This is a genomic window from Pluralibacter sp. (genome assembly GCF_019237635.1).
Classification (GTDB): Bacteria; Pseudomonadota; Gammaproteobacteria; order Enterobacterales; family Enterobacteriaceae; genus Enterobacter_B.
Genome location: NZ_JAFAGS010000110.1, coordinates 15,244 through 28,151, shown reverse-complemented (window position 1 = coordinate 28,151; position 12,908 = coordinate 15,244). Strand labels below are relative to the sequence as shown.

Annotated in this window: 14 protein-coding genes and 1 riboswitch; of the genes, 9 read left to right on the top strand and 5 right to left on the bottom strand. The window is 56.5% G+C overall.

Annotated features, from left to right (window positions below; all coding sequences use genetic code 11):
- A partial coding sequence (gene bioD, locus JO226_RS12845) for a dethiobiotin synthase (RefSeq protein ID WP_293592674.1) occupies positions 1-370 on the top strand: 370 nt, incomplete at its 5' end.
- A 611-nt stretch (positions 371-981) separates the two neighbouring features.
- Entirely contained in the window at positions 982-3,003 is a 2,022-nt protein-coding gene (gene uvrB / locus JO226_RS12840; RefSeq protein WP_293592672.1) for an excinuclease ABC subunit UvrB, read from the top strand.
- 17 nt (positions 3,004-3,020) lie between these two features.
- On the opposite strand, the gene pmrB is transcribed toward uvrB, so the two are convergent.
- From pmrB to yvcK, 4 genes are all read right to left on the bottom strand, one after another.
- Positions 3,021-4,094: a two-component system sensor histidine kinase PmrB gene (pmrB, locus tag JO226_RS12835; RefSeq protein ID WP_293592670.1), complete on the bottom strand. Its 1,074-nt coding sequence runs from the start codon at positions 4,092-4,094 to the stop codon at positions 3,021-3,023.
- A complete protein-coding gene (gene pmrA / locus JO226_RS12830; protein ID WP_293592668.1) occupies positions 4,095-4,766 on the bottom strand; it encodes a two-component system response regulator PmrA in 672 nt (223 codons plus the stop codon).
- Between the two features lie 6 nt (positions 4,767-4,772).
- The gene (gene eptA, locus JO226_RS12825) at positions 4,773-6,410 is read right to left on the bottom strand and encodes a phosphoethanolamine transferase EptA (RefSeq protein WP_293592666.1); all 1,638 of its coding nucleotides are present in this window, start codon (positions 6,408-6,410) and stop codon (positions 4,773-4,775) included.
- Between the two features lie 108 nt (positions 6,411-6,518).
- On the bottom strand, positions 6,519-7,427 hold the full coding sequence (gene yvcK, locus JO226_RS12820) for a uridine diphosphate-N-acetylglucosamine-binding protein YvcK (RefSeq protein ID WP_293592664.1): 909 nt from the start codon (positions 7,425-7,427) through the stop codon (positions 6,519-6,521).
- 218 nt (positions 7,428-7,645) lie between these two features.
- Positions 7,646-7,786, top strand: a riboswitch (molybdenum cofactor riboswitch).
- Between yvcK and moaA the strand changes: the two genes are divergently transcribed.
- The 7 genes from moaA to JO226_RS12785 all read left to right on the top strand — a co-directional run bounded on the left by moaA (position 7,774) and on the right by JO226_RS12785 (position 11,837).
- Positions 7,774-8,763 carry a GTP 3',8-cyclase MoaA gene (gene moaA / locus JO226_RS12815; RefSeq protein WP_293592662.1) on the top strand — a complete coding sequence of 330 codons (990 nt, stop codon included), beginning with the start codon at positions 7,774-7,776 and terminating at the stop codon, positions 8,761-8,763. Its footprint overlaps the riboswitch before it by 13 nt.
- 26 nt (positions 8,764-8,789) lie before the next feature.
- Positions 8,790-9,302: a molybdenum cofactor biosynthesis protein B gene (gene moaB, locus JO226_RS12810; protein ID WP_293592660.1), complete on the top strand. Its 513-nt coding sequence runs from the start codon at positions 8,790-8,792 to the stop codon at positions 9,300-9,302.
- A gap of 3 nt (positions 9,303-9,305) precedes the next feature.
- Positions 9,306-9,791 (top strand): cyclic pyranopterin monophosphate synthase MoaC, encoded by a 486-nt coding sequence (gene moaC, locus JO226_RS12805; protein ID WP_293592658.1) that lies wholly within the window; start codon positions 9,306-9,308, stop codon positions 9,789-9,791.
- Complete coding sequence (gene moaD / locus JO226_RS12800; RefSeq protein WP_293592656.1) at positions 9,784-10,032, top strand: molybdopterin synthase sulfur carrier subunit; 249 nt, start codon at positions 9,784-9,786, stop codon at positions 10,030-10,032. Before moaC ends, moaD begins: the two co-directional genes overlap by 8 nt.
- Position 10,033: 1 nt before the next feature.
- Positions 10,034-10,489, top strand: a complete 456-nt coding sequence (gene moaE, locus JO226_RS12795; RefSeq protein WP_293592654.1) for a molybdopterin synthase catalytic subunit MoaE — start codon at positions 10,034-10,036, stop codon at positions 10,487-10,489.
- A gap of 54 nt (positions 10,490-10,543) precedes the next feature.
- Entirely contained in the window at positions 10,544-11,248 is a 705-nt protein-coding gene (locus JO226_RS12790; RefSeq protein WP_293592652.1) for a Bax inhibitor-1/YccA family protein, read from the top strand.
- Between the two features lie 178 nt (positions 11,249-11,426).
- Positions 11,427-11,837 (top strand): YbhQ family protein, encoded by a 411-nt coding sequence (locus JO226_RS12785; RefSeq protein WP_293592650.1) that lies wholly within the window; start codon positions 11,427-11,429, stop codon positions 11,835-11,837.
- Here the strand turns inward: JO226_RS12785 and JO226_RS12780 are convergent.
- Positions 11,799-12,905, bottom strand: coding sequence for an ABC transporter permease (locus JO226_RS12780; RefSeq protein ID WP_293592648.1), 1,107 nt, complete (start codon positions 12,903-12,905; stop codon positions 11,799-11,801). The two genes, JO226_RS12785 and JO226_RS12780, sit on opposite strands and share 39 nt — an antisense overlap.
- Positions 12,906-12,908 lie beyond the last annotated feature (3 nt).

Here is a 12,908-nt window from a genome sequence, read left to right as displayed (position 1 = left end):
CTCGCAGGCGGAATGGGTGCTGGTGGAGGGCGCCGGTGGCTGGTTCACGCCCCTCTCGCCAACGTTCAGCTTTGCGGACTGGGTGGCGCACGAACAGCTTCCGGTTATCCTGGTGGTCGGCGTGAAGCTTGGCTGCATCAACCATGCGTTGCTGACCGCACAGGCGGTGCGGCAGGCCGGGCTGCGGCTGGCGGGGTGGGTCGCCAACGACGTGCAGGTTCCGGGCAAACGTCATGCGGAGTACATGGCGACGTTACGACAGCTGATACCGGCGCCTCTGCTGGGGGAAATTCCCTGGCTGGGCGCGGAGGCCGAACGGCAGGAGCTGGGGCAGTACCTCGATCTCACAGCACTTAATACCAACATCTGAGACGGTATCCGATGCCGGGCGTTACGCTCCGGCATCGTGCTTATAGATTGAAATGTGAGCAGTATTCCATAATTCAGACCCTCAGGTTGAGCTGATAAAAGTCAAAAAATAGCGATAAAAATTTTTTTGTCCTCATTCTTTCGGGTGAGTTTCGATTTGTGGGAGGGGCAGGGCATATGGGCTGCAGACAGTTATCCACTATTCCTGTGGATAACCTTGTGTATTAGAGTTAGAAAACACGTGGCATACGAGAGAATACGCGGCCTGCGACTAAATTGGCGCGAAACGCGGCTTTTGAATATTCTGTTTATTTATTAGTAAGTTAAATAAAAGCAATGCCTGTAAGAAAAGTGTCACCCGCTGACGCAAAAGATGGATGACACGTCTTGACAAATGTTAAAAACGAAAAAAATTCTGGGGATAACCGAAGAGGGCTGGCGTTTTATCTTGCCGCAGCGAAAATTTCCCCGGCTTCTACGGGTATCGCTTTCGGGTAACACAGATACCCTAATATGTTACTGTTTTTTTATCCAGTATAATTTATTGGCAAAATAAAGTCTGACGAGTAGAATTAATCACCTGCTCGCTTATCCTTCACCAGGTCGTCGTACATGAGTAAACCGTTTACATTGCATTCTGCTTTCCGTCCTTCAGGCGATCAGCCTGAGGCTATCCGCCGTCTGGAAGAGGGGCTTGAGGACGGCCTCGCGCACCAGACGCTGCTTGGCGTTACGGGGTCGGGGAAGACGTTTACCATTGCGAATGTCATTAATAACCTGCAGCGGCCGACCATGGTGCTGGCGCCCAACAAAACGCTCGCGGCGCAGTTGTATGGCGAAATGAAGGAGTTTTTCCCGGAAAACGCGGTGGAGTACTTCGTTTCCTACTACGACTACTACCAGCCGGAAGCGTACGTGCCAAGCTCCGATACCTTCATCGAGAAGGACGCATCGGTAAACGAACACATTGAACAGATGCGCCTTTCAGCGACAAAAGCGCTGCTCGAGCGGCGGGATGTTATCGTCGTGGCCTCTGTGTCCGCCATTTACGGCCTCGGCGACCCGGACCTGTATCTGAAAATGATGCTGCACCTGACGGTCGGTATGATCATCGATCAGCGCGCGATTCTGCGTCGGCTGACCGAACTGCAGTACACCCGCAACGATCAGGCTTTCCAGCGCGGCACCTTCCGCGTACGCGGCGAGGTGATTGATATCTTCCCGGCGGAATCGGACGATATTGCGCTGCGCGTTGAGCTGTTCGACGAAGAGGTGGAGCGGTTGTCGCTGTTCGACCCGCTCACCGGGCATGTGGAGTCTTCCATTCAGCGTTATACCATCTACCCGAAAACGCACTACGTGACCCCGCGCGAGCGCATCCTGCAGGCGATGGAAGAAATTAAAGAAGAGCTGGTCGACCGGCGTCGGGTACTGCTGGCGAATAACAAGCTGCTCGAAGAGCAGCGTCTGAGCCAGCGCACCCAGTTTGACCTTGAGATGATGAACGAGCTGGGCTACTGCTCGGGCATTGAAAACTACTCGCGTTTTCTGTCCGGACGCGGTCCGGGCGAGCCGCCGCCGACGCTGTTCGACTATCTGCCGGCGGACGGCCTGCTGGTGATCGACGAATCGCACGTGACGATCCCGCAGATCGGCGGCATGTTCCGCGGCGACCGGGCGCGAAAAGAGACGCTGGTGGAGTACGGTTTTCGTCTGCCCTCGGCGCTGGATAACCGTCCGCTGAAGTTTGAAGAGTTCGAAGCGCTGGCGCCGCAAACCATTTATGTCTCCGCGACGCCGGGCAACTATGAGCTGGAGAAATCCGGCGGCGACGTGATTGACCAGGTGGTGCGGCCTACCGGCCTGCTCGACCCGATTATCGAAGTGCGCCCGGTCGCCACCCAGGTGGATGACCTGCTGTCCGAAATTCGCCTGCGCGCCGCCATCAACGAGCGCGTGCTGGTGACGACGCTGACCAAGCGCATGGCGGAAGATTTAACGGAATATCTTGAGGAGCACGGCGAGCGGGTACGCTATCTGCACTCGGATATCGACACCGTTGAGCGTATGGAAATCATTCGCGATCTGCGCCTTGGCGAGTTTGACGTGCTGGTGGGTATCAACCTGCTGCGTGAAGGGCTCGATATGCCAGAAGTGTCGCTGGTGGCGATCCTGGATGCCGATAAAGAGGGTTTCCTGCGTTCCGAGCGTTCGCTGATTCAGACCATTGGACGTGCGGCGCGTAACGTCAATGGTAAAGCGATTCTGTACGGCGATAAGATTACGCCGTCAATGGCGAAAGCCATTGGCGAGACCGAGCGTAGGCGCGAGAAACAGTCTTTGTACAATGAAGAGCATGGCATTGTGCCGCAGGGCCTGAATAAGAAAGTGGTGGATATTCTGGCGCTCGGCGAGGGGCTGGCGAAAACGCGCGGCAAAGGACGCGGTAAATCCCGTACAGCCGCCCAGACGGAGGCGGTGGAAAAGGCGCTGACGCCGAAAGCGCTGCAGCAAAAAATCCACGATCTGGAAGGGCAGATGATGCAGCATGCGCAGAACCTCGAATTCGAGGAAGCCGCGCAGATCCGCGATCAGCTGCACCAGTTGCGGGAGCTGTTTATCGCCGCATCCTGATGGCAAAGTGCGGCGGCTTAGCGAATACGGCGCGGAAATTTCACCCACGCTCTTGCGCCCGGTTCCGGTTTGCGATTGTTCAAAAAGAACTGCGCATCGTGCAACTGGGCAATACGCGTCACAATGCTTAAACCAAGCCCAATGCCGCCGTAGCGGCTGTCCATGCGTACAAAGGCTTTGCTCAGTTCCCCGCTTTTGGCCTCGTCGATTCCCGGGCCTTCGTCTTCTACAGCAAGCGACCCAGGAGAAACGCAGACCGTAATCACCGAATTTTCCGGGCTGTAGCGATGGGCGTTTTCCACCAGATTACGCAACAATGCGCGCAGCAGCGTCGCATCGCCGGATACCGTAACGTCGTTTTCTCCACCTGGGACCCGCAGCGTCTGCCCGCGATGGGACAGCATGGTTTCCAGTTCGCTCTGCATGGGCAACACAACGTCTGCTATCAGCATAACCTGTTGATAGCTTCCTGCGGAAAAGGATTGGCCGACGCGCGCTAACTGCAGCAGCTGCGAAATGCTGTCAGTCATCTGGTCGAGGCGCTGCAGCAGCGGCTCAACCTTCACGCCGTGCACCTTCGCCATGAGCTCAAGGTGCAGCTTCAGGCCTGCCAGCGGCGTACGCAGTTCGTGCGCCACGTCGGCGGTAAACATGCGTTCCCGGTCCAGCGTCTGATTGAGCCGCGACACCAGCTGGTTGATGGCGGTAATCACCGCGTCCACTTCGCTGACCGATTCCGGCAGGGTGATGGGCTGCAGGTTGTCCGGCGTGCGGCTGTTCAGCTCCTGCTGGAGATCGTAGAGTGGGCGGGTGATGCGTTTGACCGCCTGCAGGCTGATCCACAGCGCCAGACCGATAATCAACAGGCTGGGGATAAGCAGGCTCGCCACCGCTTCCCGCACCTCATGCTCAATGTGCTTGCGGTTGTTGTGCCCGTGGATGGCGCTTTCGACCAGCAGCCGGATCTGCTCTTTGCTCTCATGCCACAGCCAGAATACGCTGATTAGCTGACAAACCAGCAGGATAGTCGCAATCGTCAGCAGAAGCTGACGGCGCATCGTCCATTTTTCGCGGGCAAGGGGTGGTTTCACTTACTCAATGTCTCCGGATTTCACCAGCATATAACCGAACCCACGGACAGTGCGAATGCGCGATTTGCCAATTTTATCGCGCAGGTTATGGATATGCACTTCCAGGGTGTTGGTGGACGGTTCGTTATCCCAGCTGTAAATATCGTTGTAGAGGATTTCCCGGTGCACCGGGCTGCCGGCTTTGGCCATCAGGCGCGAGAGCAGGGCGTACTCCTTCGGCGTCAGCTCCAGCTGCATCTCCTCCAGCCAGACCTGGCGGCGGGTGACGTTGAGGCGGATATTGCCGACGCTGATTTCGTTATCGCCCTGGTTGTTGTGACGGCGCAGCAGCGCGCGGACGCGGGCGTTGAGTTCTTCCAGCGCGAAAGGTTTCACCAGATAGTCGTCAGCGCCGGTATCGAGGCCCTCGATACGGTCATTGACGGTATCCCGGGCGGTCAGGATAAGCACCGGCAGGGAGAATTTTTCCCGGCGAATGCGGCTGAGAAAATCCAGTCCGTCTTCGTCCGGCAAGCCGAGATCCAGCACCATCAGGCTGTAGTGGCCGTTCGCCAGGCACAGCGCCGCTTCGTGCGCGGTGGTGACGCCATCGCACACATATCCTTCGCTCTGCATCGCCAGAATAAGCCCTTGCAGCAATAGCCCGTCGTCTTCAACAACCAGCACTTTCATGTCTATTTATGCTCCTCTGCATGGCGCGATGATGTCATCGTTCGCCTGGTATTCCCGGGTGCTGACCCCCAGTATACCTAACATGGTTGAGAAAAGATTATCCTGGGAATACGCGTTCTCTGCGGCGCGTTTCTTCAGGCATGAGTAATTAACGCCGTAGCGCTGCTGGTAATCGTCAGACAACCAAATAAGCATTGGCACATGTTTTTGTGTGTCCGGCGCGATTGACCACGGCAGGCCGTGCAGATAGACGCCGTTTTCTCCCAGCGATTCACCGTGATCGGAGAGGTACACCAGACTTGTGGTGAACTGCGCCTGCCGGGACTGCAGCAGCTTAATGGCTTTATCGACAACATAATCGACGTTCACAATGGTGTTGTCGTAGGTATTGACCAGCTGTTGTTGCGTACAGGTCTGGATTTCATTGCTGTCGCAGGTTGGGGTAAAGGTCCGCAGGTCCGGCTGATAGCGATTGTAGTAGGTTGGGCCGTGGCTACCGATGGTATGCAGGACAATGATACCGTCGCTTTTCAGGTTATCGATGTACGTTTCCAGGCCATGGAACAGCACATCATCATGGCATTCGCCGTCGATGCACATGTCGGGCAGGTTTAACGCCGTCATGTCCTGATGCGGTACGCGGTCGCAAGCGCCTTTGCAGCCGCCGTCGTTTTCATTCCACAGCACCTGAACACCGGCGCGCTGGATGATGTCCAGTAGCCCTTCCTGATGTTGCGCCAGCTCTTCATCGTAGTGGGCGCGCGGCATATTGGAGAACATGCAGGGAACGGAGACCGCCGTGGCGGTGCCGCAGGAGGTGGTTTTCGGGAAGTAAACCACGTTGTCTTTCGCCAGCCGCGGGTTGGTGTCGCGGTCATAACCACCGAGCGAGAAGTTCTCCGCCCGTGACGTTTCTCCGACCACCAGAATCGTCAGGTTGCGACGCGGGCCGTCTTTCATCTCAGGACGCTGAGTCGCATCTTCACCGATTCTCACCAGCGGTTGATTCGCCATCTGGTAGTGCGAATACCAGGAGTTAACGGCGACGATGCTGTTTGATGGGTTAAGGGATTTCACCAGCTCTTTGTTGTTGCGAAACAGCGAGGCGTAATCTTTATAAAACAGCAGTGCGACAACCACGATAAGCAGTGCCGAAACGACAATGCTGCCCGCGCGGTAAGCGATACTGCGCCACATCCGCATCGGCTTTTTAATGTTGATCCACCAGGCGATAGCGACCGCCAGTACCCCGGAAAACAGAAGGGTGACGACCATTTTGGTCGACATCAGCGCAAAGCTTTCGGCCGGGGTGGTATCGATGATGTTGGTTATCATTCCGCGATCGATAACCACGCCGAAGGTCAAAATGAAGTACTGCGCTGCGGCGCTAACCAGAATAAACAAGGTGATCAGCAGGCGGTCGAGCCAGAAAAATGAGGCCAGGGTAATAAGAATGTTCATTACGCTAAAGGCCACGACCGGCATCGAAAGGAAAACCAGCGCGTTATGCAGTGAGTCCACCGGCAGCAGAGTGAAAGCCTGTTTGTAAAACGCAATATTCAGAAAGAGTGCTATATAAAGGGCAAAAAGAACCAAATAGGTCAAACGCCCAAGCGCCGGACGGCGCAGGCAAAATTGAGACATCACATGAGTCCTGCGTAAAATGATGACGGTATGATGACAGCCGGGTGTTAAGACAACCTTAAGATTTTAAGCTTTCCCTCATCCGTCCTCATTTGCAGGAAAACGCGCTTACCCCAGCGACTGAATCGCCTCTTCCAGCGCCTCGCGTAGCAGGTGGCGATCGTGGCGGTAGCGAATGTCGCTGGCTTCAAGCGGTCGCTGGATGATCACGCGGTTTTCTACGCCGCGGATATCTTCATGCGGGCCGACGACCACGGCATCGATAACCGGTTTGCCGACGTAGTGCTCCATGGTGGTCAACCGCTCCTGCAGCGTCAGGCTGGCGGCCGCCGGGCTCAGTTCACGCCCCAGGTTTGCGATATAGACCATTGGCGCCGGGGTGCGCCGCAGGGCTTGCGCCAGCTCAGGCAGCAGCAGAATGGGCATCAGGCTGGTATAAAAACTGCCTGGCCCAATCAGTATCAGGTCAGCCTGGGCAATGGCCTGCACCGCTTCCCGGGTCGTGGCGACGGCGGGATAGAGCGAGAGCTCTTTCGGCGGCTGCGCGAGCTGGTCGATATTGACTTCGCCGTACACTTCATGGCCTTCGACATCGATAGCCATCAGGTCAACGGCCATTTCCGACATCGGGATCAATGAAGCGTCAACCTTCAGCAGGTTTTTGATCAGATTGATCGCCTCAAGAGGGCGCACACTCAGGTGATCCAGCGCCTTTAACATCAAATTTCCGAGGTTATGGCCGGAAAGCTCGCCATTACCGTTAAAACGGTACTCAAACATCGCCGACGCCACGCTCGGTTCGGTAATCAGCTGGTTCAGGCAATTGCGCATATCGCCCCAGGCGATACCGCCTTCCGAGCGGCGAATGCGCCCGGTGGAGCCGCCGTTATCCGTGGTCGTTACAATCCCGGTTAAACGAGATCCAAGCGAAGAGAGAGAGGACATCACGCGGCCCAGACCGTGTCCGCCGCCCAGCGCGACGACGCGATCGAGATCCGCAAAAGTACGATTGCGCATAAAATTCCTTATCACTGAAGCCGCCATAAGAGTATCCGAACTACCCCTAAAAGACGATGCCCGGAGCCCGGCAAAATGACACATATCAATGCAAAAGCGTTATTTACGCGTATTCTGTAACGAAAGTGCACGATCACGTCGCTATATATATGTTTATACAGCGAAAAGGTGGAATGGCGAAAGCGCCATTTACACGCTACTATCGGCATTACCCGCTTCTGATGAAGCTACACTCGAGCCTTTGCACCTGGGTCTGCGGATATGGTGTTCTGGCCGTGGCGACGGCGACGTTGCCACCAGGGTACAGGAAGAAATGACTGTGCCTCCCGTATCTGGAAAGGTGTATATGGCCTCACAACTCACTGATGCTTTCGCGCGCACGTTTTACTATTTGCGTCTGTCGATAACCGATGTGTGCAATTTTCGTTGCACCTACTGCCTGCCGGATGGCTACAAGCCCGGTAGCGTCAGCAATAACGGTTTCCTGACTGTCGATGAAATTCGTCGCGTGACGCGCGCCTTCTCTGCGCTCGGCACGGAAAAAGTGCGTCTGACTGGCGGGGAACCGTCGCTGCGTCGCGACTTTGCCGACATTATCGCGGCGGTGCGGGAAAACCCGGTGATTCGGCAGATTGCGGTGACCACCAACGGTTATCGCCTGGCGCGCGACGCCGCATTCTGGCGCGATGCCGGTCTGACGCACGTCAACGTCAGCGTCGACAGCCTTGACGCCCGTCAGTTTCACGCCATTACCGGGCAGGACAAGTTCCAGCAGGTGATGGACGGTATTGATGCCGCGTTCGCTGCGGGCTTTGATAAAGTGAAGGTCAACACCGTGCTGATGCGCGATGTGAACCATCACCAGCTCGACACCTTTCTGGCCTGGATCAAACCGCGCCGCATTCAGTTACGCTTTATTGAGTTAATGGAAACCGGCGAGGGCAGCGAGCTGTTCCGCAAGCACCATATCTCAGGTATGGTGCTGCGTGATGAACTGCTTAAGCGTGGCTGGATCCATCAACTCCGACAGCGCAGCGACGGCCCGGCGCAGGTCTTTTGTCACCCTGATTACGCCGGAGAGATTGGCTTAATCATGCCGTATGAAAAAGACTTTTGCGCCAGCTGTAACCGCCTGCGCGTCTCCTCGACGGGAAAACTGCACCTGTGCCTGTTTGGCGACGGCGGCGTCGATCTACGCGATCTGATGGCCGACGATGCGCAACAGCAGGCGCTGGAGGCGCGGATATCCACCGCGCTGGCCCAGAAAAAACAGACCCATTTCCTGCATCAGGGCAATACCGGAATTACCCAGAACCTCTCATATATCGGCGGTTAATGCCGTAACGAACAAGGAGTTTTTCCATGAGTCAGGTGAGCGCTGAATTTATCCCGACCCGTATTGCGGTCCTTACCGTTTCCAGCCGTCGCGGCGAAGAAGACGATACCTCCGGCCACTATCTGCGCGATGTAGCGCATGAGGCCGGACATCAGGTGGTCGATAAAGCCATTGTGAAAGAAAACCGCTACGCCATTCGCGCGCAGGTGTCCGCGTGGATCGCCCGCGACGACGTCCAGGTGGTGCTGATTAACGGCGGCACCGGTTTTACCGACGGCGACCAGGCGCCGGAAGCGCTGTTACCGCTGTTCGATCGCGAAATCGAAGGCTTCGGCGAAGTGTTCCGCATGCTGTCGTTTGAAGAAATCGGCACCTCGACGCTACAGTCCCGCGCGGTCGCAGGTGTGGCGAACAACACGCTGATTTTTGCCATGCCGGGTTCGACCAAAGCCTGCCGCACCGCTTGGGAAAATATTATTGCGCCGCAGCTCGATGCGCGTACGCGCCCGTGTAACTTTCATCCTCATTTAAAGAAATAAGCTATGTCGCAACTGACTCACATTAACGCCGCGGGTGAAGCGCATATGGTCGACGTCTCGGCAAAGACCGAGACGGTTCGCGAAGCCAGCGCTGAAGCCTTTGTCACCATGCTGCCGGAAACCCTCGCGATGATCGTTGACGGACGCCACCACAAAGGCGACGTTTTCGCCACCGCGCGCATCGCCGGGATCCAGGCGGCGAAACGCACCTGGGAGCTTATCCCGCTGTGCCATCCGCTGATGCTCAGCAAGGTGGAAGTCAATCTGCAGGCGCAGCCCGAACATAACCGGGTGCGCATTGAGGCGCTGTGTCGTCTGACCGGGAAAACAGGCGTCGAAATGGAAGCCCTGACCGCGGCATCCGTGGCGGCGTTGACCATCTACGATATGTGTAAAGCGGTACAAAAAGACATGGTGATTGGCCCGGTTCGCCTGCTGGCGAAAAGCGGCGGCAAATCCGGAGATTTCAGGGCGCAACCAAATGATTAACGTACTTTTTTTCGCGCAGGTGCGCGAACTTGTCGGCACTGATAAGCTGACGTTTGAGACGCTTGCGGCAGACAATGTTGAAGCCTTGCGCCAACAGCTGGCCAGCCGCGGCGACCGCTGGGCGCTGGCCCTGGAGGAGGGTAAGCTGCTGGCCGCTGTCAACCAGACGCTGGTGGCGTTTGATCATCCCCTCGCCGACGGCGATGAGGTGGCGTTTTTCCCGCCGGTAACGGGAGGCTGACATGAGCGAAACCCGTATTATCGTCGATACCGCTGCGTTTGACGTCGGCGCAGAGTATCGCTGGCTTGCCGAGCGCGATGAGGACGGCGCGGTGGTGACGTTCACCGGTAAGGTACGCAACCACAACCTGGGCGACAGCGTAAAAGCGCTGACCCTGGAGCACTATCCTGGCATGACGGAGAAAGCGCTGGCGGAAATCGTTGAGGAAGCCAGAGGCCGCTGGCCGCTCGGGCGGGTGACGCTTATCCACCGTATCGGCGAAATGTGGCCAGGCGAAGAAATCGTCTTCGTCGGTGTGACCAGCGCGCACCGCAGCAGCGCGTTTGCCGCCGGTGAGTTTGTGATGGATTACCTGAAAACCCGGGCGCCGTTCTGGAAACGGGAAGCGACGCCGGAAGGCGATCGCTGGGTGGACGCGCGCGACAGCGATCGTGAAGCGGCAAAGCGTTGGCAGTAGAATGTGATACGCTTAGTTTTATCCCCTCGCGGATAATCATTTAAGGAGACTATCATGGACCGATTCCCTCGTTCCGATACTATCGTGCAGGCGCGCTCGGGCCTGCAGACCTATATGGCGCAGGTTTATGGCTGGATGACGTGCGGGCTGCTGCTGACGGCCTTCGTCGCCTGGTATGCGGCGAACACGCCGGAAGTGATGATGTTCGTTTTCTCCAGCAAAATAACCTTCTTTGGGCTGATTATCGCTCAGTTGGCGCTGGTGTTCGTACTGTCCGGTATGGTCCAGCGCCTGAGCGCGGGCCTTGCCACCACGCTGTTTATGCTCTATTCGGGGCTGACCGGGCTGACGCTCGCCAGCATTTTTATCGTTTATACCTACAGCTCCATCGCCAGCACCTTTGTGGTCACCGCCGGGATGTTCGGCGCGATGAGCCTCTATGGCTATACCACCAAACGCGACCTGAGCGGTTTTGGCAAAATGCTGTTTATGGCGCTGATCGGCATCGTACTGGCGTCGCTGGTCAATATCTGGCTGAAGAGCACACCGCTGATGTGGGCCGTGACCTATATCGGCGTGGTGGTCTTTGTCGGTCTGACGGCGTATGACACTCAGAAGCTGAAAGCCATCGGCGAGCAGATCGATACCCGCGACAGCAGCAGCCTGCGTAAATACGCGATTCTCGGCGCGCTGACGCTGTATCTCGACTTCATTAACCTGTTCCTGATGTTGCTGCGTATTTTCGGCAACCGTCGCTGATTCCCAGGCCCGATCGGCATTCTGCCGATCGGGCCTTTTTTGCTCAAAATTCCTTCTGTCAGCTCTCATTTCTGCACAAAATAATGTAATAGGCATCACAAAAAGATGCGGTATTACGGAATTTTCCGTAAAGTCCGGTACTCTGAATACGAGTCAAAAATGCTGCGGGAGATATGCCATGAAGTGGCAACAACATGTTCGTGTCGTAACTGGCCTGAGTTGCTGGCAGATTATATTGCATCTGCTGGTTGTCGCAGCCCTGGTGATGGGGTGGATGAGCGGCTTGCTGGTGCACGTCGGTCTTGGCCTGTGCGCACTGTACGGCGCTACGCTTGTGACGATGCTTTTTTTACAACGCCACCCGGAAGGGCGCCTGCGCGATATCGGTGATTTCCTTGAAGAGCTCACCACCACCTGGTATTTCGGCAACGCGGTTATCGTGCTGTGGTTGCTGTCGCGCGTGCTGCATAACAATTTTCTGCTGGCCCTGGCTGGCGTGGTTATCCTGGCCGGGCCCGCGGTGGTTTCGCTGCTGGTGAAGGACAAAAAATTACGCAATCTTCCGGCGGAACATCGCGTACGCCACTGATCCCGTCGTGGCCGCTATCACCAGAAGCGGCCACAAACTCTGCCAGACAATGTCAAAGCTGGCGTCCTTGAGGTAAATCTGCTTGGTAATGTCGGTAAAGTGACGAATCGGGTTAATCCACGTCGCGTCCTGTAGCCATACGGGCATATTCTCCACCGGGGCAACATACCCCGACAGCAGAATGGCGGGCATCATAAAGACGAAGACGCCGATAAACGCCTGCTGTTGCGTCGAGCACAGGGAGGAAATCAGCAGCCCAAAACCCACCAGTGATAACCCGTAAATCACCATCGTGAAGTAAAACAGCAGCAGCGACCCGGCAAAGGGGATATGGTAGGCCCAAATGCCGACCGCCAGCACAATGGTGGCCTGGAAGGTGGCAACGATCAGCGCAGGAATGGCTTTGCCGACGAAAATCTGCCAGGTGGCGAGCGGAGAGACCAGCAGCTGATCCAGCGTGCCCTGTTCACGCTCGCGCGCGACGGACAGCGAGGTCACAATCATCACGCCGATGGTGGTTATCATGGCGATGAGCGATGGCACCACAAACCATTTGTAATCCAGATTCGGGTTATACCAGTTGCGGATCACCAGCTCGCTGTTATTGGGTTTGGTTTTCCCCTCCAGCAGTTCCTGCTGATAGTCTTCGACGATTTGCTGCAAATAATTCGCGGCGATCTGCGCGCTGTTGGAGTTGCGTCCGTCAAGGAGCAACTGCATGGGCGCCGTGGCGAAGCGGTCCAGATTGCGCGAAAAATCCGCCGGGAAACGCACCAGCAGCAGCGCTTTTTGCGTGTCAACCGTCGGCTGGATCTCCTGCGGGCTTTTCAGCAGCAGTATATGGGTGAACGCTTTCGCGCGGGCGAAACGCTGGGTCAGCTCGACGGAGTGCTGGCCGTTATCTTCGTCGTAGATGGCGATGGTGGCGTTGGTCACCTCAAGGGTGGCGGCAAACGGAAACAGCAGTACCTGAATCAGCACCGGCATAATCAGAATGGCGCGGGTCTGTGGCTCACGCAGCAGTGACTGCAGCTCTTTGCGGATTAACGTCAGTAGTCGATAAAACATCGT